A 23,007-nucleotide genomic window follows, 5' to 3' on the forward strand; every position below is an offset into this window, starting at 1 on the left:
GCGGTACCGGCTCGTGGCGGCGGTCCGCGCAGCCGATAGCCTTCCGGCGTGACCGCAACCCTCATCTGGATCCTCGTCGCGCTCATCGCCGTCGGCGTGTACCTGAGCTGGACGGCCGGGCGGCTGGACCGGCTGCACGTGCGGATGGACGCCGCGCGGGCCGCGCTCGACGCCCAGTTGCTGCGACGGGCCTCCGTCGCGCAGGAACTGGCGACCTCGGGCGTGCTGGACCCGGCCGCCTCGATCGTCCTGTACGAGGCCGCGCACGCCGCCCGGCAGGCGGAGGAGGAGCAGCGGGAGGTCGCCGAGAGCGAGCTGAGCCAGGCGCTGCGGGCGGTCTTCGAGGACCCGGCGCAGGTGGAGGCCGTACGGGAGGCCCCCGGGGGCGAGGAGGCCGCCCGTGAGCTGGCCGAGGCCGTCCGCCGGGTGCCGATGGCCCGCCGCTTCCACAACGACGCCGTGGGGGCCGCCCGCAGACTCCGTGAGCACCGCAAGGTCCGCTGGTTCCGGCTGGCCGGCCACGCCCCGTTCCCGCTGGCCTTCGAGATGGACGACGAGCCCCCCGCGGCCCTCGTGGAGCGGGTCGCCTGACCGGCGGGCGGACCAAAAGGATCCACCGGTTTGTCATTGGCCCTTGCAGTGGCCTGGTCCACTCACGTTTCCTCGGCGGTGCAGAAAACCCTCTTCCCTTTCAGTGAGGTCACCCGTGTCCACCACCGACAACCAGGCTCCCGAGACCGGCACCGCCCGCGTGAAGCGCGGCATGGCCGAGCAGCTCAAGGGCGGCGTGATCATGGACGTCGTCACGCCGGAGCAGGCGAAGATCGCCGAGGACGCGGGCGCCGTCGCCGTCATGGCCCTGGAGCGGGTGCCGGCCGACATCCGCAAGGACGGCGGCGTGGCCCGCATGTCCGACCCGGACATGATCGAGGGCATCATCGACGCCGTCTCGATCCCGGTCATGGCCAAGTCCCGCATCGGCCACTTCGTCGAGGCCCAGGTGCTCCAGTCCCTCGGCGTCGACTACATCGACGAGTCCGAGGTGCTCACCCCGGCCGACGAGGTCAACCACTCCGACAAGTGGGCCTTCACCACCCCCTTCGTCTGCGGCGCCACCAACCTGGGCGAGGCCCTGCGCCGCATCGCCGAGGGTGCCGCGATGATCCGCTCCAAGGGTGAGGCCGGCACCGGCAACGTCGTCGAGGCCGTCCGCCACCTGCGCCAGATCAAGAACGAGATCGCCCGTCTGCGCGGCTACGACAACCACGAGCTGTACGCCGCCGCCAAGGAGCTGCGCGCCCCGTACGAGCTGGTCAAGGAGGTCGCCGAGCTGGGCAAGCTCCCGGTGGTGCTGTTCTCCGCCGGCGGTGTGGCCACCCCGGCCGACGCCGCCCTGATGCGTCAGCTCGGCGCCGAGGGCGTCTTCGTCGGCTCCGGCATCTTCAAGTCCGGTGACCCGGCCAAGCGTGCCGCCGCCATCGTCAAGGCCACCACCTTCTACGACGACCCGAAGATCATCGCGGACGCCTCCCGCAACCTCGGCGAGGCCATGGTCGGCATCAACTGCGACACCCTCCCCGAGACCGAGCGCTACGCGAACCGCGGCTGGTAAGGCACTGGAACCCATGAACACCCCCGTCATCGGCGTCCTGGCCCTCCAGGGCGACGTACGGGAGCACCTCATCGCCCTGGCCGCGGCCGACGCCGTGGCCAGGCCGGTGCGGCGCCCCGAGGAACTCGCCGAGGTCGACGCCCTCGTCCTGCCCGGCGGCGAGTCCACCACCATCTCCAAGCTGGCCGTCCTGTTCGGCGTGATGGAGCCCCTGCGCGCGCGCGTGCGTGAAGGCATGCCCGTCTACGGCACCTGCGCCGGCATGATCATGCTCGCCGACAAGATCCTCGACCCGCGCTCGGGCCAGCGGACCATCGGCGGCATCGACATGATCGTGCGCCGCAACGCCTTCGGACGGCAGAACGAGTCGTTCGAGGCCGCGGTCGACGTCAAGGGCGTCCCGGGCGATCCTGTGGAGGGCGTCTTCATCCGCGCCCCGTGGGTGGAGTCCGTGGGTGCCGGGGCCGAGGTGCTCGCCGAGCACGACGGCCACATCGTCGCCGTACGCCAGGGCAACGCGCTCGCCACGTCGTTCCACCCGGAACTGACCGGCGACCACCGCGTGCACTCCCTGTTCGTCGACATGGTGCGCGCGCACCGGACACCGGAGTAGGACGAGAGTCCTTGTAGGATCTCTGGCGTTCGTATCTGGATGGGTTACGCGAAGGAGACAGGCAGATGTCCGGCCACTCTAAATGGGCCACGACGAAGCACAAGAAGGCCGTGATCGACGCCAAGCGCGGCAAGCTCTTCGCGAAGCTCATCAAGAACATCGAGGTCGCGGCGCGAATGGGCGGCGCGGACCCCGAGGGCAACCCGACGCTGTACGACGCCATCCAGAAGGCGAAGAAGTCGTCGGTCCCCAACAAGAACATCGACTCCGCGGTCAAGCGCGGCGCGGGCCTGGAGGCCGGCGGCGCCGACTACGAGACGATCATGTACGAGGGCTACGGCCCGAACGGTGTCGCGGTGCTCATCGAGTGCCTCACCGACAACCGCAACCGCGCCGCCTCCGAGGTCCGCGTCGCCATGACCCGCAACGGCGGTTCCATGGCCGACCCGGGCTCGGTGTCGTACCTGTTCAACCGCAAGGGCGTCGTCATCGTCCCCAAGGGTGAGCTGAGCGAGGACGAGGTCCTCATGGCCGTCCTGGACGCGGGCGCCGAGGAGGTCAACGACCTCGGCGAGACCTTCGAGGTCATCAGCGAGGCCACCGACCTGGTCGCGGTCCGCACCGCCCTGCAGGAAGCCGGCATCGACTACGACTCCGCCGAGGCCAACTTCGTCCCGACCATGCAGGTCGAACTGGACGAGGAGGGCGCGAAGAAGATCTTCAAGCTGATCGACGCCCTGGAGGACAGCGACGACGTGCAGAACGTCTTCGCCAACTTCGACGTGAGCGACGAGATCATGGAGAAGGTCGACGCGTAACGCCCAGAGCTGGCCGACCGGGCCGACGGGACACCCCCGTCGGCCCGTCGCGTTGTCCGGCGTTGTCAGTGGCACCCGATAGCCTGCACGGACAAGCGACGGGGTGATCGGAGGGAGGGGCGCGCGTGCGCGTGCTGGGGGTGGACCCCGGGCTGACCCGGTGCGGGGTCGGTGTCGTCGAAGGGGTCGCGGGCCGTCCGCTCACCATGCTCGGCGTCGGGGTCGTCCGCACCCCCGCGGACGCCGACCTCAGCCACCGGCTGCTCGCCGTGGAGCAGGGCATCGAGCAGTGGATGGACGAGCACCGCCCCGAGTTCGTCGCCGTCGAGCGCGTCTTCAGCCAGCACAACGTGCGCACCGTCATGGGCACCGCCCAGGCCAGCGCCGTCGCCATGCTGTGCGCCGCCCGGCGCGGCATCCCCGTCGCCCTGCACACCCCCAGCGAGGTCAAGGCCGCCGTCACCGGCACCGGACGCGCCGACAAGGCACAGGTCGGAGCGATGGTGACCCGGCTGCTCCGGCTCGCCGCGCCGCCCAAACCGGCCGACGCCGCCGACGCCCTCGCCCTCGCCATCTGCCACATCTGGCGGGCCCCCGCCCAGAACCGGCTCCAGCAGGCCGTCGCCCGGCAGGCGGTCCACGCAACGAAAGGCCGTACGGCATGATCGCCTTCGTCAGCGGCACGGTCGCCGCGCTCGCCCCCGACGCCGCGGTCGTCGAGGTCGGCGGCGTCGGCATGGCCGTCCAGTGCACCCCGAACACGCTGTCGACGCTCCGGATCGGTCAGCCGGCCAGGCTGCACACCTCCCTCGTCGTCCGCGAGGACTCGCTCACCCTGTACGGCTTCGCCGACGACGACGAGCGCCAGGTCTTCGAACTGCTCCAGACCGCGAGCGGCGTCGGCCCGCGTCTGGCCCAGGCGATGCTCGCCGTGCACACCCCGGACGCGCTGCGCCGCGCGGTCGCCACCGGTGACGAGAAGGCCCTCACCGCAGTCCCCGGCATCGGCAAGAAGGGCGCCCAGAAACTGCTGCTGGAACTGAAGGACCGGCTCGGCGCGCCCATCGGCGCCCCCGCCGTCGGCGCCCCCGTCAGCCAGGGCTGGCGCGACCAGCTGCACGCCGCCCTGATCGGCCTGGGCTACGCCACCCGCGAGGCCGACGAGGCGGTCGCCGCCGTCGCCCCGCAGGCCGAGGCCGCGGGCGGCACTCCCCAGGTCGGGCAGCTGCTCAAGGCCGCCCTGCAGACCCTGAACCGCGCCCGCTGACCTGCGCCACCGCTAGGAGAACTTCGTGAACTGGGACGACACGACCGACGGCGCCGCCGGGGAGCGGCTCGTCGGGCCCGCCGAGGAGCGGCTGGTGGGCTCTGTCGCCGACGGGGAGGACCAGGCCGTCGAGGCCGCCCTGCGCCCCAAGGACCTCGGCGAGTTCATCGGCCAGGAAAAGGTCCGCGAACAGCTCGACCTCGTCCTGCGCGCCGCCCGCGCGCGCGGCGCCACCGCCGATCACGTGCTGCTCTCCGGGGCGCCGGGCCTCGGCAAGACCACCCTGTCGATGATCATCGCCGCGGAGATGGGCGCCCCGATCCGCATCACCTCCGGCCCCGCCATCCAGCACGCCGGCGACCTCGCCGCGATCCTGTCCTCCCTCCAGGAGGGCGAGGTCCTCTTCCTGGACGAGATCCACCGCATGTCCCGGCCCGCCGAGGAGATGCTGTACATGGCGATGGAGGACTTCCGCGTCGACGTCATCGTCGGCAAGGGCCCCGGCGCCACCGCGATCCCGCTGGAGCTGCCTCCGTTCACCCTCGTCGGCGCCACCACGCGCGCGGGCCTGCTGCCGCCGCCGCTGCGCGACCGCTTCGGCTTCACCGCGCACATGGAGTTCTACGAGCCGCACGAGCTGGAGCGCGTCGTGCACCGCTCGGCGCACCTGCTGGACGTCGAGATCGAGCCGGACGGCGCCGCCGAGATCGCCGGCCGCTCCCGGGGCACGCCCCGCATCGCCAACCGCCTGCTGCGCCGGGTCCGTGACTACGCGCAGGTCAAGGCCGACGGGGTGATCACCCGTGACATCGCCGCCGCCGCCCTCGCCGTGTACGAGGTCGACGCACGCGGTCTCGACCGGCTGGACCGCGCCGTGCTTCAGGCCCTGCTGAAGCTGTTCGGCGGCGGGCCGGTCGGCCTGTCGACCCTCGCCGTCGCGGTGGGGGAGGAACGGGAGACCGTCGAGGAGGTCGCCGAACCGTTCCTGGTCCGGGAGGGCCTGCTCGCCCGCACCCCGCGCGGGAGGGTCGCCACGCCGGCGGCATGGTCGCATCTCGGCCTCACCCCACCGCGCCCGTCCGGCGCGGGAAACGGACAACAGGACCTGTTCGGGGCGTGATGGTCACGGCCCGGCGAGGGCGGTGGTGCGGGCAGGAACCCAGGTGCCATGCTGAGCGTTGTTCCATGCGAGCGGACTCGCTTAGACTCCGCCGATGCCGCCCTTGCGGGCGGCGCCGACCACACCCCCATCCAACTGGCCGCTCACCCGCGCGGTCGCGCGAAGGAAATTCCGTCCCGTGAATGCCTATACCCTTCTCCCGTTCATCGTGCTCATCGCGGCGATGTTCCTGATGACGCGTTCGGCCAAGAAGAAGCAGCAGCAGGCCGCCCAGATGCGGAACGAGATGCAGCCCGGCTCCGGTGTCCGCACGATCGGGGGTATGTACGCGACGGTCAAGGAGGTCAACGAGGACACCGTCCTCCTCGACGCCGGACCGGGCGTCGAGCTCCTCTTCGCCAAGAACGCCATCGGCGCCGTCCTCACCGACGACGAGTACAACCGGATCGTCCACGGCATCGAGCACGACCTCAAGTCCGACGCCGGCCTCGTCCCGGACGACGCCTCCTCCCTCACCGAGACCGACGAGACCGACGAGCCTGCCGCCGCTGCCGCCGCCTCCGATGACAAGATCGACCTCGGTAAGAAGGACGCCGACGCGGCCGGTGCCGCCGAGGCCAAGGCGGAGGACGAGCCGAAGAAGACCGACGGCGACTCCGACGCGAAGTAGTCACGCCCCGGGCGGCGCGACGGCGGCATGATGGCGCCCCGCGCATCCCGGGCGCGTCTGTTTCCCGCACGGGAGCCCGACACCATGTCATGGCCGACCGCGCCGACGGGGCGCGGAGCGGCCCGAGAGGGAGTACGAGAAGGTGGCAGCACCTAAGAGGGGCCGAAGCGCGAGCGCCCAGAGCAAGCCAGGGCGCTCGCTGGCCCTCATCCTGATCGCCATCGTGGCGCTCACCGGAGGGATGTTCCTCTCCGGGCACACCACTCCGCGTCTCGGTATCGACCTCGCCGGTGGCACGAGCATCACGCTCAAGGCGAAGGCCGACCAGGGGTCCGCGATCAACAAGGCCAACATGGACACCGCGGTCGACATCATGAACCGCCGTGTCAACGGCCTCGGCGTCTCCGAGGCGGAGGTGCAGACCCAGGGGACCGACAACATCATCGTCAACATCCCCAAGGGCACCAACTCCAAGGAGGCCCAGGAGCAGGTCGGCACCACGGCCAAGCTCTACTTCCGGCCGGTGCTGGCCAGCGAGCCCAGCGGTGCCGCCGCGCAGAGCCCCTCGCCGAGCGCGACCCCCAGCGGCGGCTCCTCGGCGAAGCCGAGCACGAGCCCGTCGTCGAGCGCCTCCGCGCCGCAGAAGGCCTCGTCCGGCTCGTCCGGCTCCGCGTCCCCCTCGGCCACGGCGACCTCCCAGGGCCGCGCCGTCAGCGACGCGCTGAAGGCCGACTCCACCCCCTCGCCGAGCGCTTCCGCCTCCGGCAGCGGCAAGCCGTCGGCCACCCCCTCGGCCAGCCCCGGCGGCGGCACGAAGACGGACTCCAAGCTCCAGGCCCAGTACGCGGCCCTGGACTGCAGCAAGGCCACCGACCGTGCCAACGCCGGCAAGAACGCCAAGCCCGGCGAGACCACCGTCGCCTGCGGTGAGATCGACAAGGCCTGGTACAAGTACCTGCTCGGCCCCGCCGCCGTGGACGGCACCGAGGTGAAGAAGGCGCAGGCCGTCTTCGACACCCAGGGAGCCTCCGGCTGGCAGGTCCAGATGACCTTCACCGGCAGCGGTTCCAAGAAGTTCGCGGACATCACCGGCGAGCTCGCCAAGAACCAGCCCCCGCAGAACGAGTTCGGCATCGTCCTCGACGGAGAGGTCATCTCCAGCCCGTACGTCAGCTCGGCCATCACCGGCGGCCAGGCGGAGATCTCCGGCAGCTTCAAGCAGGAGGAGGCCCAGAGCCTCGCCAACGTGCTGTCCTACGGCGCCCTGCCGCTGTCCTTCCAGGAGCAGTCCGTCACCACCGTCACCGCAGCGCTCGGCGGTGAGCAGCTGCACGCCGGTCTGCTCGCCGGCGCGATCGGTCTCGCGCTGGTCGTGATCTACCTGGTGGTCTACTACCGCGGCCTGTCCGTCGTGGCCATGGCCTCCCTGGTCGTCTCCGCGATCCTCACCTACGTGATCATGTCGCTGCTCGGCCCGGCCATCGGCTTCGCGCTGAACCTGCCCGCCGTCTGCGGCGCCATCGTCGCCATCGGCATCACCGCGGACTCGTTCATCGTGTACTTCGAACGCATCCGGGACGAGATCCGCGAGGGCCGCACGCTGCGCCCCGCTGTCGAGCGGGCCTGGCCGCGCGCCCGGCGCACCATCCTGGTCTCCGACTTCGTGTCGTTCCTCGCCGCCGCGGTGCTGTTCATCGTCACGGTCGGCAAGGTGCAGGGCTTCGCCTTCACCCTGGGCCTCACCACGCTCCTCGACGTGGTCGTCGTCTTCCTCTTCACCAAGCCGCTGATGACGCTGCTGGCCCGCCGCACGTTCTTCGCGGGCGGCCACAAGTGGTCCGGACTCGACCCGAAGAGCCTGGGTGCCAAGCCGCCGCTGCGCCGCACCCGCCGTCCCGCCGGTCCCGTCGCCGGCCCTGTCGACCCGAAGGAGGCGTGAGCGATGTCGAAACTCGGCAACCTCGGCGCTCGACTGCACCGCGGCGAGATCTCCTACGACTTCGTCGGCAAGCGCAAGATCTGGTACGGCATCTCGATCCTGATCACCATCACCGCCATCGTCGGCCTGGCGGTGCGCGGCCTGAACATGGGCATCGAGTTCCAGGGCGGCGCGGTCTTCACGACGCCCACGAAGATGAGCACGTCGGTGGCCCAGGCGGAGGACTACGCCAACACGGCCTCCGGCCACCAGGCGGTCGTGCAGAAGCTCGGCAACGGCAGCCTGCGCATCCAGATCGCCGGCATCGACACCGGCCAGTCCGACAGGATCAAGCAGGAGCTGGCCAAGGACCTGAAGCTCGACCCCGAGAAGCTCGCCGCCGACCTGGTCGGCCCGAGCTGGGGCGAGCAGATCGCCAACAAGGCCTGGGAGGGCCTGGCGATCTTCATGGTCCTCGTGGTGATCTACCTGGCGATCGCCTTCGAGTGGCGGATGGCCATCGCGGCGCTGGTCGCGCTGATCCACGACATCACCATCACGACCGGTATCTACGCCCTGGTCGGCTTCGAGGTCACGCCCGGCACGGTCATCGGTCTGCTGACCATCCTCGGTTACTCGCTCTACGACACGGTCGTCGTCTTCGACAGCCTCAAGGAGCAGACGAGGGACATCACCAAGCAGTCCCGGTTCACCTACGGCGAGATCGCCAACCGGTCGATCAACGGCACCCTGGTCCGCTCCATCAACACCACGGTCGTCGCCCTGCTGCCGGTCGCCGGTCTGCTCTTCATCGGCGGCGGCTTCCTCGGCGCGGGCACGCTCAACGACATCTCCCTGTCGCTGTTCGTCGGCCTCGCGGCCGGTGCGTACTCGTCCATCTTCATCGCCACGCCGCTCGTCGCCGACCTCAAGGAGCGCGAGCCCGCGATGAAGGCCCTCACCAAGCGGGTCCTGGCCAAGCGCGCCCAGGCCGGCCCGGAGGGGGACCTCGCCGCGGAGACCCGGACCGGCGCCGACGACGACGCCGACGACGCCGCTCCCGCCGTGGTGGGCCCGCGCAACCAGCCCGCCTCCCGTGGCCGGGGCCGCGGCCGTACCTCCGGGAAGCGCCGATGACCGGCATCCAGGAGCTGCTGCTCAGCCGCATCCGTGACGTCGCCGACTACCCGGAGCCCGGGGTGATGTTCAAGGACATCACCCCGCTCCTGGCCGACCCGGCGGCCTTCACCGCGCTCACCGACGAGCTGGCCGGCATCGCCGCCGGCACCGGCGCGACCAAGATCGTCGGCCTGGAGGCCCGGGGCTTCATCCTCGGCGCCCCGGTCGCCGTCCGCGCCGGCCTCGGCTTCATCCCCGTCCGCAAGGCGGGCAAGCTGCCCGGGGCCACCCTGCGCCAGGCGTACGACCTGGAGTACGGCTCCGCGGAGATCGAGGTGCACGCGGAGGACCTGGTCGCCGGCGACCGTGTCCTGATCGTGGACGACGTCCTGGCCACCGGCGGCACCGCCGAGGCCGCGATCCAGCTCATCCACCGCGCGGGCGCCGAGGTCGCCGGCCTCGCGGTCCTGATGGAGCTGGGCTTCCTGGACGGCCGCTCCCGGCTGGAACCCGCCCTCGGCGGAGCCCCGCTCACGGCCCTCCTCCAGGTCTGACGACCAGGTACGCCGGTCGGGTCCGACCGGTCCGCACAGCGCGACGGCCGCCCCGGGAACACCGGGGCGGCCGTCGTCGCGGGGCCGTGCGCGCACCGCGGCCGCCGTCGCCGTACGGACACGCGCCGCACACCCGGAGGCCTCCCCGAGGACACCTCCCGGAATCCCCCGGCGGCCCCCCGCGTTTCACGGGTACACGGTCCTCACAGCCGCCTGCAGGCGATGACCGGGCGCAGGATCGCTACCATGGGGTTTCCGGAGCCTGACCGGGGGACCCGGATCGCGCACGAGGAGTCCTCTTGCCAGACGAGGCCCAGCCACTGACCGCCGCCAAGCCCGAGCCCGCCTCGGCGCCCGCGGCGAAGCCCGCGCCGAACGCTTCCCACGTGAAGAACGACCCTCGCGGGACGGTCCAGCGTGCCCAGTCCGCGCCCGTCGAGAAGAGCGGCGAGTCCGCGCGCCCCAAGCCGGCCCCTCCCGAGCGCCCGGCGCAGCCGCCCGTGGTCCGCCAGCCGGTCACGCCGCCCACCCGCACCGGCTCCTCCAACCGCGTCCGGGCCCGCCTCGCCCGCCTCGGTGTCCAGCGTGCCAACCCGTACAACCCGGTCCTTGAGCCGCTGCTGCGGATAGTGCGCAGCAACGACCCCAAGATCGAGAACTCCACGCTGCGCCAGATCGAGCGCGCCTACCAGGTCGCCGAACGCTGGCACCGCGGCCAGAAGCGCAAGAGCGGCGACCCGTACATCACGCACCCGCTCGCCGTCACCACCATCCTCGCCGAGCTGGGCATGGACCCGGCCACGCTGATGGCGGGGCTGCTGCACGACACCGTCGAGGACACCGAGTACGGGCTGGAGGACCTGCGCCGCGACTTCGGCGACGTCGTGGCGCTGCTCGTCGACGGCGTCACCAAGCTGGACAAGGTCAAGTTCGGCGAGGCCGCGCAGGCCGAGACCGTGCGCAAGATGGTCGTCGCCATGGCCAAGGACCCGCGCGTCCTGGTCATCAAGCTCGCCGACCGCCTGCACAACATGCGCACCATGCGCTACCTCAAGCGCGAGAAGCAGGAGAAGAAGGCGCGCGAGACGCTGGAGATCTACGCGCCGCTCGCCCACCGCCTCGGCATGAACACCATCAAGTGGGAGCTGGAGGACCTCGCGTTCGCGATCCTCTACCCCAAGATGTACGACGAGATCGTACGGCTGGTGGCCGAGCGGGCGCCGAAGCGTGACGAGTACCTGGCCATAGTGACCGACGAGGTCCAGGCCGACCTGCGCGCCGCCCGCATCAAGGCGACCGTCACCGGCCGCCCGAAGCACTACTACAGCGTCTACCAGAAGATGATCGTGCGGGGCCGCGACTTCGCCGAGATCTACGACCTGGTGGGCATCCGCGTCCTCGTCGACACGGTCCGCGACTGCTACGCCGCCCTCGGCACGGTGCACGCGCGATGGAACCCGGTCCCCGGCCGGTTCAAGGACTACATCGCGATGCCCAAGTTCAACATGTACCAGTCGCTGCACACGACGGTCATCGGCCCCAACGGCAAACCGGTCGAGCTGCAGATCCGCACCTTCGACATGCACCGCCGCGCCGAGTACGGCATCGCCGCGCACTGGAAGTACAAGCAGGAGGCGGTCGCCGGCGCCTCGAAGATCCGCACCGACGCGCCCAAGCCCGCGGGCAAGGCCGGCAAGGACGCGGCCATCAACGACATGGCGTGGCTGCGGCAGCTGCTGGACTGGCAGAAGGAGACCGAGGACCCGAGCGAGTTCCTGGAGTCCCTGCGCTTCGACCTGTCCCGCAACGAGGTCTTCGTCTTCACCCCCAAGGGCGACGTCATCGCGCTGCCCGCGGGTGCCACCCCGGTGGACTTCGCGTACGCCGTCCACACCGAGGTCGGTCACCGCACCATAGGGGCGCGGGTCAACGGCCGTCTCGTACCGCTCGAATCCACCCTGGACAACGGCGACCTGGTGGAGGTCTTCACCTCCAAGGCGGCCGGCGCGGGCCCGTCCCGGGACTGGCTCGGCTTCGTCAAGTCACCGCGGGCGCGCAACAAGATCCGGGCCTGGTTCTCCAAGGAGCGCCGGGACGAGGCGATCGAGCAGGGCAAGGACGCCATCGTGCGGGCCATGCGCAAGCAGAACCTGCCGATCCAGCGGATCCTCACCGGCGACTCTCTCGTGACGCTCGCGCACGAGATGCGCTACTCGGACATCTCCGCGCTGTACGCGGCGATCGGCGAGGGTCACGTCTCCGCGCAGAACATCGTGCAGAAACTCGTCCAGGCCCTCGGGGGCGAGGAGGCCGCCACCGAGGAGATCGACGAGACGGTCCCGCCGTCCCGCACCCGGGGCCGCAAGCGCCGCTCCAGCGCCGACCCGGGCGTCGTCGTCAAGGGCGTCGAGGACGTGTGGGTCAAGCTGGCCCGCTGCTGTACGCCCGTGCCCGGCGACCCGATCATCGGTTTCGTCACGCGCGGCAGCGGCGTATCGGTTCACCGCAGCGACTGCGTCAACGTGGACTCCCTGTCCCGTGAGCCCGAGCGCATCCTGGACGTCGAGTGGGCGCCCACCCAGTCCTCGGTCTTCCTGGTCGCCATCCAGGTCGAGGCGCTGGACCGCTCCCGGCTGCTCTCGGACGTCACCCGGGTCCTGTCCGACCAGCACGTCAACATCCTGTCGGCGGCCGTCCAGACGTCCCGCGACCGCGTGGCCACCTCCCGCTTCACCTTCGAGATGGGCGACCCGAAGCACCTCGGCCACGTCCTGAAGGCCGTCCGGGGCGTGGAGGGCGTGTACGACGTCTACCGCGTGACCTCGGGCCGCACCCGCTCCTAGGACGGCTCCGGCCCCACGCCGGGCCTCGCACAGGCGAAGGGCCCCGTACGCCTCGTACGGGGCCCTTCGCCATGCGACGGGAGGATCGGATCAGCCGCCGAACTCCTGCAGGCCCTTCAGCGCCTGGTCCAGGAGCGCCTGACGGCCCTCCAGCTCCTTCTCCAGCTTGTCGGCCCTGGCGTTGTTGCCCTGGGCGCGCGCCTGCTCGATCTGCGCCCTCAGCTTGTCCACGGCGGCCTGGAGCTGACCGGTCAGACCCTCCGCACGCGCGCGTGCCTCCGGGTTCGTCCGGCGCCACTCGGCCTCCTCGGCCTCCTGGATCGCCCGCTCGACGGCGTGCATCCGGCCCTCGACCTTCGGCCGCGCGTCCCGCGGGACGTGACCGATGGCCTCCCAGCGCTCGTTGATCGAGCGGAAGGCGGCCCGCGAGGCCTTCAGGTCGGTGATCGGCAGGAGCTTCTCGGCCTCCTCGGCCAGCTCCTCCTTCAGCTTCAGGTTCTCCGACTGCTCCGCGTCCCGCTCGGCGAAGACCGAGCTGCGGGCGGCGAAGAACACGTCCTGGGCGCCGCGGAAGCGGTTCCACAGGTCGTCCTCGTGCTCGCGCTGGGCACGGCCCGCGGCCTTCCACTCCGCCATCAGCTCGCGGTACCGGGCGGCCGTAGGACCCCAGTCCGTCGAGTCCGACAGCGCCTCGGCCTCCGCGACCAGCCGCTCCTTGGTGCGGCGGGCCTCCTCGCGCTGCGCGTCCAGCTGCGCGAAGTGCGCCTTGCGGCGCTTCGAGAACGCCGAGCGGGCGTGCGAGAAGCGGTGCCAGAGCTCGTCGTCGGACTTGCGGTCCAGGCGCGGCAGCCCCTTCCACGTGTCCACCAGGGCCCGCAGCCGCTCTCCGGCGGCCCGCCACTGGTCGGACTGCGCCAGCTGCTCGGCCTCGGTGACCAGGTCCTCCTTGGCCTTGCGGGCCTCGTCGGACTGCCGGGCCCGCTGCTGCTTGCGCTCCTCGCGCCGCGCCTCGACGGTCGCGACCAGCTTGTCCAGCCGCCCCCGCAGCGCTTCCAGGTCGCCGACCGCGTGGTGCGCGTCCACCTGCTCGCGCAGGTGGTCGATCGCGGCCTGCGCGTCCTTCGCCGACAGGTCGGTGGTCCGCACGCGCTTCTCGAGGAGGCCGATCTCGACAACCAGGCCCTCGTACTTGCGCTCGAAGTAGGCAAGCGCCTCCTCGGGGGAGCCGGCCTGCCAGGAACCGACGACCTTCTCGCCGTCGGCCGTACGCACGTACACGGTCCCCGTCTCGTCGACGCGGCCCCACGGGTCGCTGCTCACAGCGCCTCCTCCACATGATGCCTGCGAGGGCCTCAGCGCCCCCGGACATCGTCCACAGTTTCGTCACGGCCAACATAGGCGACCAGCGGGTTGCCTGTCCGCATCCAGCGCGACCGAAATTCGGCAGTCGGCCGTCCCCGGCCCCCGTTGACCTCAGGACTTGGTGACGGGCGGCCTCAGGACTTGCTGACGGTCGCCTTGTTGATCACGACCGTCGCGTTCGGCGCACCGTCGCCGCCACCCGTGTTCTCGCCCGCCGCGGCGATCTTGTTCAGCACCTTCATGCCCGCCGCGTCGATCGTGCCGAACGGGGTGTAGCTGGGCCGCAGCGGGCTGTCCTTGTAGACGAGGAAGAACTGGCTGCCGCCGGTGTGCTTCTCGCCGGTGTTGGCCATCGCCACCGTGCCCGCCGGGTAGATGTTCTTCTTCAGGCTCTTGTCCTTGAGGTTCTCGTCCGGGAGCGTGTAGCCCGGACCGCCCATGCCGGTGCCCTGCGGGTCGCCGCACTGCAGGACGTAGATGCCCTGGGTGGTGAGGCGGTGGCACTTGGTGTGGTCGAAGTAGCCCTTGCCCGCGAGGAAGTCGAACGAGTTCACCGTGTGCGGGGCGGCCGACGTCTTCAGCGCGATGCCGATGTCACCGCACGTCGTCGCGAGCTTCAGCGTGTACGCCGCCGACGTGTCGATCGTCATCGCCGGCTCCTTCTTCCAGCTCAGCTTCGCCACCGAGCCGGCCGCCGGCTTCGCGCACGGGTCCGGGGCCTTGCTGGTCGGCGCCGCGCTCGGGGTGACCTCGGCGCTCGCGTTCTCCTTCTTGTCGCCGTCGTCCTTCAGCACCCCGGTCGTGTACAGGGCGACACTGCCGATCACGACCACGCCGAGTACCGACGCGATCACGGAGTTGCGCAGGCGGGCCTTGCGCCGCGCCTCGGTGCGCCGCTGCTGCTGCCGCAAGAACTTCTCCCGGGCGAGCTGACGCCGCCGCTGCTCCTGGCTGACCACCGGTTCTCTCCTCATGCGTGTCGTGTGTCGGGCGGCACGCGTGCGTCCTCGTGCTCCGACCGCCGCGTGTAGCCCCGTACCGTATATGGGTTAGCTGAGGAAACGGCAGCGCCGGTAGGCTCTGACCGCAGCGGAAGCCGCCTGTAATCGACACAACGAAGGACGATCGTGCTCATTGCCGGGTTCCCCGCCGGGGCCTGGGGGACGAACTGTTATCTCGTCGCCCCCGCCGCCGGTGAGGAGTGCGTGATCATCGACCCCGGCCACCAGGCCGCCGACGGCGTCGAGGAAGCACTGCGCAAGCATCGGCTCAAGCCCGTCGCCGTCGTCCTCACCCACGGCCACATCGACCACGTCGCCTCGGTCGTCCCCGTCTGCGGGGCGCACGACGTGCCGGCCTGGATCCACCCCGAGGACCGGTACATGCTGAGCGACCCCGAGAAGGCGCTCGGCCGCTCCATCGGCATGCCGCTGATGGGCGAGCTGACCGTGGGGGAGCCGGACGACGTCAAGGAGCTGACCGACGGCACCACCCTCGGCCTGGCGGGCCTCGAGTTCTCCGTCGCGCACGCGCCGGGCCATACCAAGGGGTCGGTGACCTTCCGGATGCCCGAGACCGCCGACGTCCCGTCGGTGTTCTTCTCCGGGGATCTGCTGTTCGCCGGCTCCATCGGACGCACCGACCTGCCGGGCGGATCCATGGAGGACATGTTGCGGTCGCTGGCCGGTGTGTGCCTGCCCCTCGACGACTCCACCGTGGTGCTGTCCGGCCACGGCCCCCAGACGACCATCGGCCAGGAGCGCGCCACCAACCCCTATCTGCGGGAAGTGGCCGCGGGCCGCCAAGATCGCGGCGCCGCCGAGGCTCCCCGACGAGGAATGTGACGAGAGACCTTCCGTGAGCACCTTCCAGGCCCCCAAGGGCACCTACGACCTGATCCCGCCGGACTCGGCGAAGTACCTGGCGGTCCGTGAGGCGATCGCCGCTCCGCTGCGCGACTCCGGCTACGGCTACATCGAGACCCCCGGCTTCGAGAACGTCGAACTCTTCGCCCGCGGCGTCGGCGAGTCCACCGACATCGTGACCAAGGAGATGTACGCCTTCGAGACCAAGGGCGGCGACAGGCTCGCCCTGCGTCCCGAGGGCACCGCGTCCGTGCTGCGCGCGGCCCTGGAGGCCAACCTGCACAAGTCGGGCAACCTCCCGGTCAAGCTCTGGTACTCCGGCTCCTACTACCGCTACGAGCGTCCCCAGAAGGGCCGTTACCGGCACTTCTCCCAGGTCGGCGCGGAGGCGATCGGCGCCGAGGACCCGGCGCTCGACGCCGAGCTGATCATCCTGGCCGACCAGGCCTACCGCTCGCTGGGCCTGCGGAACTTCCGCATCCTGCTGAACAGCCTCGGCGACAAGGAGTGCCGCCCGGTCTACCGGACGGCGCTTCAGGAGTTCCTGCGCGGCCTGGACCTGGACGAGGACACGCGCCGCCGCATCGACATCAACCCGCTCCGGGTCCTCGACGACAAGCGCGAGTCGGTCCAGAAGCAGCTCACCGGCGCCCCCCTGCTGCGCGACTTCCTGTGCGACGCGTGCAAGGCGTACCACGAGGAGGTCCGCGAACTGATCACCGCCGCGGGCGTCTCCTTCGAGGACGACCCGAAGCTGGTGCGCGGCCTGGACTACTACACCCGCACCACCTTCGAGTTCGTGCACGACGGCCTCGGCTCGCAGTCCGCGGTGGGCGGCGGCGGGCGGTACGACGGCCTGTCCGAGATGATCGGCGGCCCGGCGCTGCCGTCCGTCGGCTGGGCCCTGGGCGTCGACCGCACGGTCCTCGCGCTGGAGGCCGAGGGCGTCGAACTCGACATCCCCGCGTCGACCAGCGTCTACGCCGTCCCGCTCGGCGAGGAGGCCCGCCGGGTGCTGTTCGCCAAGGTCACCGAGTTGCGCAAGGTGGGCATCGCGGCGGACTTCGCGTACGGCGGCAAGGGCCTGAAGGGCGCCATGAAGAACGCCAACCGGTCGGGCGCCCGCTACGCGGTCGTCGCCGGCGAGCGCGACCTCGCCGAGGGCGTCGTGCAGCTCAAGGACATGGAGTCCGGCGAGCAGACGGCGATCGGCGTGAACGAGATCGTGGCCGAGCTGGAGGTGCGGCTCGGCTGACGGCCCACGCGCGCGTGGGCGCCGGACGCTCTCTCCGAGGGGCGTCCGGCGCCTTCGTCGTACCGGGGGCGCGAGGCGGCCGGCGCTGTCCGGAACCGAACGGGCGGCACCTGTCGTACGTACATCCTTATGCGGAGCGAACGGTGCGCACACACGCGTGTGCGGCACAATGACCCGTGCCCGAAGATGGTCCGAGTCTCGAGTGACGGAATCGGCGTGATGAGCAAGACGACAGTCAAAGACGTCTCCACGGAGCCCGGCCCGGAGCGCGCCGCCGACGCCCCGCGCGCGGTGGGCGGCAGCCGCGCCTTCGCCATCCTGCTGGTGATCACCGGCGCGGCCGGACTGCTGGCCGCCTGGGTCATCACGATCGACAAGTTCAAGCTGCTCGAAGCCAAGGTCGCCGGCAAGACGTTCACCCCCGGGTGCAGCCTCAACCCGGTCGTCTCCTGCGGCAGCGTCATGGAGAGCAAGCAGGCCGCCGCCTTCGGCTTCCCCAACCCGATGCTCGGCCTGGTCGCCTACGGCATCGTCGTCTGCGTCGGCATGAGCCTGCTGGCCCGCGCCCGCTTCCCGCGCTGGTACTGGCTGACCTTCAACTTCGGCACGCTCTTCGGCGTGGCCTTCTGCACCTGGCTGCAGTTCCAGTCCCTGTACCGGATCAACGCGCTGTGCCTGTGGTGCTCGCTGGCCTGGGTCGCCACGATCACCATGTTCTGGTACGTCACCTCGTTCACCATCCGCAACGGCCTCCTGCCGTCCCCGCGTTGGCTGAGGTCCTTCTTCGGCGAGTTCACCTGGGTGCTGCCGGTCGTGCACGTCGGCATCATCGGCATGCTGGTCCTCACCCGCTGGTGGGACTTCTGGACCAGCTGACGGTCCCGGCCGGATTGTCAGTGCGGTGTTCTAGGGTTTCAGCGTGGAACCCGACCTCTTCACCGCAGCAGCAGAAGAACGCCAGGAGAAGGATCCGGCGGCGAGCCCCCTGGCCGTACGCATGCGCCCGCGCACCCTCGACGAGGTCGTCGGCCAGCAGCACCTGCTCGGGCCGGGCTCCCCGCTGCGCCGGCTGGTCGGCGAGGGCAACGGCGGCCCGGCCGGCCCGTCCTCGGTGATCCTGTGGGGCCCGCCCGGCACCGGCAAGACCACCCTGGCCTACGTCGTCTCCAAGGCGACGAACAAGCGGTTCGTGGAGCTGTCCGCGATCACCGCGGGCGTCAAGGAGGTCCGCGCGGTCATCGACGGCGCCCGCCGCGCCACCGGCGCCTTCGGCAAGGAGACCGTCCTCTTCCTGGACGAGATCCACCGCTTCAGCAAGGCCCAGCAGGACTCCCTGCTCCCGGCCGTCGAGAACCGCTGGGTGACCCTGATCGCGGCCACCACGGAGAACCCGTACTTCTCGGTGATCTCCCCGCTGCTCTCCCGCTCCCTCCTGCTCACCCTCGAACCGCTCACCGACGACGACATCCGCTCGCTGCTCCGCCGAGCGCTGAGCGACGAACGCGGCCTGAAGGAGACCGTCGCCCTCCCCGAGGACACCGAGGAGCACCTGCTCCGCATCGCCGGCGGCGACGCCCGCCGCGCCCTGACCGCCCTGGAGGCCGCCGCCGGGTCCGCGCTGGACCAGGGCGAGGACGCCATCAGCCTGCGGACACTGGAGCAGACGGTCGACCGGGCCGCGGTGAAGTACGACCGCGACGGCGACCAGCACTACGACGTCGCCAGCGCCCTCATCAAGTCCATCCGCGGCTCCGACGTCGACGCGGCCCTGCACTACCTCGCCCGCATGATCGAGGCCGGCGAGGACCCCCGGTTCATCGCCCGCCGCCTGATGATCTCCGCCAGCGAGGACATCGGCCTCGCCGACCCGAACGCGCTGCCCATCGCCGTGGCCGCCGCGCAGGCCGTCGCCATGATCGGTTTCCCGGAGGCCGCGCTCACCCTCAGCCACGCCACGATCGCCCTGGCCCTCGCCCCCAAGTCCAACGCCGCGACCACCGCGATCGGCGCCGCCCTGGAGGACGTGCGCAAGGGCCTGGCGGGACCGGTGCCGCCGCACCTGCGCGACGGGCACTACAAGGGCGCGGCCAAGCTCGGACACGCCCAGGGGTACGTGTACCCGCACGACCTGCCGGAGGGCATCGCCGAGCAGCAGTACGCCCCGGACGCCCTGAAGGACCGCGAGTACTACGCGCCGGGCCGGCACGGCGCCGAGGCCAGGTACGCGGACGCCGTGGAGTGGACCCGCAAGCGCCTCGGTCGCAAGCGGTCCTGAGCACCCTGTAGACTGCCCCGAAGTGCTGAGTCCCGTGCTGTCAGAGCGGGACAGCCAGCCGGAGAACCGGTCCCCCGCGGACCGGCTCCAGGAGCGTCGCGCACCGTCGAACGGTGTCGCGGGCAGCCCACCACCACCCGGAACCCCCGGAGCGGTCGGTGGGCCACTCGCGTGCTGCACGTATGTGCCCAGACCAGGGAAGCGGCTGCCCGTCAGGTCCCCTGCGGACCCGGTGGGTTTTCCCGGCTGCGGATGCGACCTCCCTGAACACTGACGAGCCGAACACTACGAAAGAGACGAAAGACAGTGGCGAACCAGTCCCGCCCCAAGGTCAAGAAGTCGCGTGCCCTCGGCATCGCGCTGACCCCGAAGGCCGTCAAGTACTTCGAGGCCCGCCCCTACCCGCCGGGTGAGCACGGCCGCGGCCGCAAGCAGAACTCGGACTACAAGGTCCGTCTGCTGGAGAAGCAGCGCCTGCGCGCCCAGTACGACATCTCCGAGCGCCAGCTGGTCCGCGCCTACGAGCGCGCGTCCAAGGTCCAGGGCAAGACCGGCGAGGCCCTGATCGTGGAGCTGGAGCGCCGCCTCGACGCGCTGGTCCTGCGTTCGGGCATCGCCCGCACGATCTACCAGGCCCGCCAGATGGTCGTGCACGGCCACATCCAGGTCAACGGCCAGAAGGTCGACAAGCCGTCCTTCCGCGTCCGTCCGGACGACGTCGTGCAGGTCCGCGACCGCTCCAAGGACAAGACGCTGTTCCAGATCGCCCGTGAGGGTGGCTTCGCCCCCGACGGCGAGACCCCGCGCTACCTGCAGGTGAACCTCAAGGCCCTGGCGTTCCGCCTGGACCGCGAGCCGAACCGCAAGGAAGTTCCGGTCATCTGCGACGAGCAGCTCGTCGTCGAGTACTACGCCCGCTGACCCTCCGTCACGGCGTACGTCCTCAGCCCGCCGTCTCCCCGCCCTTCCGGGTGGGCGAGGCGGCGGGTTCGCGCTGTCCGGGGCGGGTGCGCGGGACCGGCCCCCGGGGCGCGGGCAGCGCCGGCAGCGGCCGTCCGTCCTCGCGCAGCGCCCGGGCGACCGCGGTGTCCCGGTCCAGCCGCGCCCCCCGGCGCACCCACTCCTCGTACCGCTCGTCGCCCAGCGCCTCCCGGGCCGTCGTCTCGCACCGCTCGTGCGGGAGGTTGTAGTAGGCGGAGCCGAACAGCGGCAGCCCGACGGAGGGCCACATCCGTGCGGCGGCGCCCTGGAGCACCGCCGCCTCCACCGGATCGCCCTGCGTCACCGTGACCAGGGCCAGCAGCTCGATCGACAGCACCGTGCCCAGCAGGTCGTGGAAGGCGTGGGCGTTGTCCAGGCTGTCCGTCAGCAGTTCCCGCGCGCGGCCCGCGTCACCGCCCTGCCACGCCGCGTACGCCAGCACGTACAGGGCGTACGACCGCGCCCACCGCTCCCCGTGGTCCTCGCACACCCGGCGCACGTCCTCGCACAGCCGTACCGCGTCCGGCAGATCCCCCTGGAACGCCCGCGCCATCGCCAGCTCCACCTGGCCCATCAGGACGTTGCTGTTCAGCTCGCCGATCCGCTGGTAGCGGTCCAGCGCCGAGCGCAGCAGCGTCTCCGCGCGGGCCACGTCGTCCGTGACCAGGGCCAGGCAGCCGGCGCGGTGCTCGGCGTACGCCACCGCCGTCGGATCGGCGGACCGCTCCGCCTGCTCCCGGCACATCCGCAGGGCCCGCAGCGCCGCTACGGCGTCGCCCTGGAGGATCGCCACGTAGCCGAGCACCCACAGCGCCTTCAGCCGGGACCGCTCGTACCGCGAGTCCAGCTCCAGGCCGCGCTCCAGCCACCGCCGCCCCTCCGCGAGCCGCCCGCACCCCACCCAGCAGAACCACAGCGAACCCGCCAGATGCTGGCCGAGGTGTGCCTCCTCCGGCTCGGTCAGGCAGAACTCCAGCGCGGTCCGCAGATTCGGCAGCTCCGCCTCGACCCGCGCGGCCACCTCGCGCTGCCGGGGCGAGAACCAGTCCAGCTCGCACATGGTGGCGAGGCCCAGGTACCAGTCGCGGTGCCGTCTGCGCAGCCGGCCCGCGTCCCCGGTCGCCTCCAGCCACTCGGCGCCGTAGGCGCGGACGGTGTCCAGCATCCGGTAGCGCGGGCCCGCCGGGGTCTCCTCACGGCAGACCACCGACTGGACCAGCAGCTCCGACAGCACGTCCAGCACGTCGTCGGCGGCCAGCCCGTCCCCGCTGCACACGTACTCGGCCGCCTCCAGGTCGAAGGAGTGCGCGAACACCGACAGCCGTGCCCACAGCAGCCGTTCGGCCGGCGAGCACAGCTCGTGGCTCCAGCCGATCGCCGTGCGCAGCGTCTGGTGCCGGGGCAGGACGTCCCGGCCACCGCCGGTCAGCAGCCGGAACCGGTCGTCCAGGCGTCGCAGCAACTGCGCCGGGGACAGCGCCCGCAGCCGCCCGGCCGCCAGCTCCAGCGCCAGCGGAATGCCCTCCAGCCGCCGGCACAGCTCCCGCACCTCGGCGCCGTCGGCCGGCGGCACGCCCTGTGCCCGTGCCCGGTCCGTGAACAGCTCCACCGCCTCGTCCTCGCCGAGCGGCGCCAGCGGGAACAGCCGCTCGCCCGCGAGCCCCAGCGGCCGCCGGCCGACGGCCAGCACCCGCAGCTCCGGTAGCCTGCGCAGCAGCTCCGCCGTCAGCTCGGCACAGGCGGCCACCAGGTGCTCGAAGCCGTCCAGCACCAACAGCGCCCGCCGCCCGGCCAGATGCTCCAGCAGCGTCTCGCGGGGCAGACGCGTCGTGTGGTCGGTCAGGCCCAGCGCCTCCACGACCGCGTACGGAACGAACTGCGGGTCCCGCACCACCGCCAGCTCCACCCGCCCCAGGACCGGGGCGCCCGCCCGGCCGGTGGACGCCCAGCGCGCCGCCACCCGCACGGCCAGCCGGGACTTGCCGACCCCGCCCACCCCGGTCACGGTCACCAGCCGTGCCTGACCGAGCGCCGCCGTCAGCTCGGCCACCTCGGCCGAGCGCCCGACGAAAGCGGTGAGTTCGAGGGGCGGATCGCCGTCCGCCCAGGAGCCGGGGCTGTGAGGACCTCGCATGGGACACGGAGCGTACTGAACCGTGTTCAGTGCGTACAATCGCTTCCCGCAACTCCGCCCGCTCCACCCGGTAATCCGGTACGGAGCCTCCGCCCGGCGCGATAGGCTCGGGGGACGACTTCTTCGATGTTCAGGCACGTTTCAGGGAGCGGGTGCGCACAGTGTCCGGTGGTGAGGTGGCCGGGATCCTGGTGGCCGTCTTCTGGGCGATCCTGGTCTCCTTCCTCGCGGTCGCGCTGGCGAGGCTGGCCCAGACGCTCAAGGCGACCACCAAGCTCGTGGCGGACGTGACCGATCAGGCGGTCCCGCTGCTCGCCGACGCCTCCCAGGCGGTGCGCTCCGCGCAGACGCAGATCGACCGGGTCGACGCGATCGCCTCCGACGTGCAGGAGGTGACGTCGAACGCCTCCGCGCTGTCCACCACCGTCGCCTCCACCTTCGGCGGTCCGCTGGTGAAGGTCGCGGCCTTCGGCTACGGCGTCCGCCGGGCCCTCGGCGGCCGCAAGGAGGAGGACGTGCCGGGGAAGTCGCCCCGGCGTACCGTGATCGTGGGCCGGACGGTCCCGGCCGCACGGCGCAAGCGGAAGTAAGGACTGAGACC

General features: G+C 71.3%; 21 protein-coding genes. 18 read left to right on the forward strand and 3 right to left on the reverse strand.

Annotated elements, in window-relative coordinates:
* Nucleotides 1–48: 48 nt before the first annotated feature.
* From LG395_RS23995 to LG395_RS24050, 12 genes are all read left to right on the forward strand, one after another.
* Nucleotides 49–591: a LemA family protein gene (locus LG395_RS23995; protein ID WP_171158115.1), complete on the forward strand. Its 543-nt coding sequence runs from the start codon at nt 49–51 to the stop codon at nt 589–591.
* A 115-nt stretch (nt 592–706) separates the two neighbouring features.
* Nucleotides 707–1,612, forward strand: a complete 906-nt coding sequence (gene pdxS / locus LG395_RS24000) for a pyridoxal 5'-phosphate synthase lyase subunit PdxS (RefSeq protein WP_225811150.1) — start codon at nt 707–709, stop codon at nt 1,610–1,612.
* Between the two features lie 13 nt (nt 1,613–1,625).
* Nucleotides 1,626–2,225, forward strand: coding sequence for a pyridoxal 5'-phosphate synthase glutaminase subunit PdxT (gene pdxT / locus LG395_RS24005; protein WP_171158119.1), 600 nt, complete (start codon nt 1,626–1,628; stop codon nt 2,223–2,225).
* Between the two features lie 65 nt (nt 2,226–2,290).
* Nucleotides 2,291–3,043, forward strand: coding sequence for a YebC/PmpR family DNA-binding transcriptional regulator (locus LG395_RS24010; protein ID WP_171158121.1), 753 nt, complete (start codon nt 2,291–2,293; stop codon nt 3,041–3,043).
* A 125-nt stretch (nt 3,044–3,168) separates the two neighbouring features.
* Nucleotides 3,169–3,708 carry a crossover junction endodeoxyribonuclease RuvC gene (gene ruvC / locus LG395_RS24015; RefSeq protein ID WP_030644677.1) on the forward strand — a complete coding sequence of 180 codons (540 nt, stop codon included), beginning with the start codon at nt 3,169–3,171 and terminating at the stop codon, nt 3,706–3,708.
* Nucleotides 3,705–4,310, forward strand: coding sequence for a Holliday junction branch migration protein RuvA (gene ruvA / locus LG395_RS24020; RefSeq protein ID WP_225811151.1), 606 nt, complete (start codon nt 3,705–3,707; stop codon nt 4,308–4,310). The genes ruvC and ruvA overlap by 4 nt, the downstream gene beginning before the upstream one ends.
* Before the next feature lie 25 nt (nt 4,311–4,335).
* A complete protein-coding gene (gene ruvB, locus LG395_RS24025) occupies nt 4,336–5,430 on the forward strand; it encodes a Holliday junction branch migration DNA helicase RuvB (RefSeq protein WP_171158125.1) in 1,095 nt (364 codons plus the stop codon).
* 178 nt (nt 5,431–5,608) lie between these two features.
* Nucleotides 5,609–6,100, forward strand: a complete 492-nt coding sequence (yajC, locus tag LG395_RS24030) for a preprotein translocase subunit YajC (protein ID WP_171158127.1) — start codon at nt 5,609–5,611, stop codon at nt 6,098–6,100.
* A gap of 142 nt (nt 6,101–6,242) precedes the next feature.
* Nucleotides 6,243–8,039, forward strand: a complete 1,797-nt coding sequence (gene secD / locus LG395_RS24035) for a protein translocase subunit SecD (protein WP_225811152.1) — start codon at nt 6,243–6,245, stop codon at nt 8,037–8,039.
* A 3-nt stretch (nt 8,040–8,042) separates the two neighbouring features.
* The gene (gene secF / locus LG395_RS24040; RefSeq protein WP_225811153.1) at nt 8,043–9,155 is read left to right on the forward strand and encodes a protein translocase subunit SecF; all 1,113 of its coding nucleotides are present in this window, start codon (nt 8,043–8,045) and stop codon (nt 9,153–9,155) included.
* Nucleotides 9,152–9,691 carry an adenine phosphoribosyltransferase gene (locus LG395_RS24045; protein ID WP_171158131.1) on the forward strand — a complete coding sequence of 180 codons (540 nt, stop codon included), beginning with the start codon at nt 9,152–9,154 and terminating at the stop codon, nt 9,689–9,691. Before secF ends, LG395_RS24045 begins: the two co-directional genes overlap by 4 nt.
* A gap of 299 nt (nt 9,692–9,990) precedes the next feature.
* Nucleotides 9,991–12,534: a RelA/SpoT family protein gene (locus LG395_RS24050; protein ID WP_171158133.1), complete on the forward strand. Its 2,544-nt coding sequence runs from the start codon at nt 9,991–9,993 to the stop codon at nt 12,532–12,534.
* Nucleotides 12,535–12,624: 90 nt separating this feature from the next.
* Here the strand turns inward: LG395_RS24050 and LG395_RS24055 are convergent, their stop codons facing one another.
* Both LG395_RS24055 and LG395_RS24060 read right to left on the reverse strand, forming a co-directional pair.
* Nucleotides 12,625–13,854: a DUF349 domain-containing protein gene (locus tag LG395_RS24055; protein WP_171158135.1), complete on the reverse strand. Its 1,230-nt coding sequence runs from the start codon at nt 13,852–13,854 to the stop codon at nt 12,625–12,627.
* Between the two features lie 176 nt (nt 13,855–14,030).
* A complete protein-coding gene (locus LG395_RS24060; RefSeq protein ID WP_225811165.1) occupies nt 14,031–14,855 on the reverse strand; it encodes a peptidylprolyl isomerase in 825 nt (274 codons plus the stop codon).
* A gap of 168 nt (nt 14,856–15,023) precedes the next feature.
* Between LG395_RS24060 and LG395_RS24065 the strand changes: the two genes are divergently transcribed.
* From LG395_RS24065 to rpsD, 5 genes are all read left to right on the forward strand, one after another.
* Nucleotides 15,024–15,740, forward strand: coding sequence for an MBL fold metallo-hydrolase (locus tag LG395_RS24065; protein WP_171158137.1), 717 nt, complete (start codon nt 15,024–15,026; stop codon nt 15,738–15,740).
* A gap of 13 nt (nt 15,741–15,753) precedes the next feature.
* Nucleotides 15,754–17,016 carry a histidine--tRNA ligase gene (hisS, locus tag LG395_RS24070; RefSeq protein ID WP_225811154.1) on the forward strand — a complete coding sequence of 421 codons (1,263 nt, stop codon included), beginning with the start codon at nt 15,754–15,756 and terminating at the stop codon, nt 17,014–17,016.
* Between the two features lie 219 nt (nt 17,017–17,235).
* Nucleotides 17,236–17,892: a vitamin K epoxide reductase family protein gene (locus LG395_RS24075; RefSeq protein WP_171158141.1), complete on the forward strand. Its 657-nt coding sequence runs from the start codon at nt 17,236–17,238 to the stop codon at nt 17,890–17,892.
* A gap of 43 nt (nt 17,893–17,935) precedes the next feature.
* Complete coding sequence (locus LG395_RS24080; protein WP_225811155.1) at nt 17,936–19,291, forward strand: replication-associated recombination protein A; 1,356 nt, start codon at nt 17,936–17,938, stop codon at nt 19,289–19,291.
* A gap of 306 nt (nt 19,292–19,597) precedes the next feature.
* Complete coding sequence (rpsD, locus tag LG395_RS24085) at nt 19,598–20,212, forward strand: 30S ribosomal protein S4 (RefSeq protein WP_014671539.1); 615 nt, start codon at nt 19,598–19,600, stop codon at nt 20,210–20,212.
* A gap of 22 nt (nt 20,213–20,234) precedes the next feature.
* On the opposite strand, the gene LG395_RS24090 is transcribed toward rpsD, so the two are convergent.
* Nucleotides 20,235–22,406, reverse strand: coding sequence for an ATP-binding protein (locus LG395_RS24090; RefSeq protein ID WP_225811156.1), 2,172 nt, complete (start codon nt 22,404–22,406; stop codon nt 20,235–20,237).
* 161 nt (nt 22,407–22,567) lie between these two features.
* Between LG395_RS24090 and LG395_RS24095 the strand changes: the two genes are divergently transcribed.
* Nucleotides 22,568–22,996 carry a DUF948 domain-containing protein gene (locus LG395_RS24095; RefSeq protein ID WP_014671537.1) on the forward strand — a complete coding sequence of 143 codons (429 nt, stop codon included), beginning with the start codon at nt 22,568–22,570 and terminating at the stop codon, nt 22,994–22,996.
* The last annotated feature ends 11 nt before the right edge of the window (nt 22,997–23,007 follow it).

Source organism: Streptomyces spinosus (genome assembly GCF_020400655.1).
Taxonomy (GTDB): Bacteria; Actinomycetota; Actinomycetes; order Streptomycetales; family Streptomycetaceae; genus Streptomyces; species Streptomyces argyrophylli.

Coding starts and splice junctions, on each gene's coding strand:
- LG395_RS24075 (WP_171158141.1), top strand. CDS start 17,236: ATGAGCAAGACGACAGTCAAAGACGTCTCCACGGAGCCCGGCCCGGAG.
- ruvA (WP_225811151.1), top strand. CDS start 3,705: ATGATCGCCTTCGTCAGCGGCACGGTCGCCGCGCTCGCCCCCGACGCC.
- secF (WP_225811153.1), top strand. CDS start 8,043: ATGTCGAAACTCGGCAACCTCGGCGCTCGACTGCACCGCGGCGAGATC.
- LG395_RS24090 (WP_225811156.1), bottom strand. CDS start 22,406: ATGCGAGGTCCTCACAGCCCCGGCTCCTGGGCGGACGGCGATCCGCCC.
- LG395_RS24045 (WP_171158131.1), top strand. CDS start 9,152: ATGACCGGCATCCAGGAGCTGCTGCTCAGCCGCATCCGTGACGTCGCC.
- pdxT (WP_171158119.1), top strand. CDS start 1,626: ATGAACACCCCCGTCATCGGCGTCCTGGCCCTCCAGGGCGACGTACGG.
- LG395_RS24010 (WP_171158121.1), top strand. CDS start 2,291: ATGTCCGGCCACTCTAAATGGGCCACGACGAAGCACAAGAAGGCCGTG.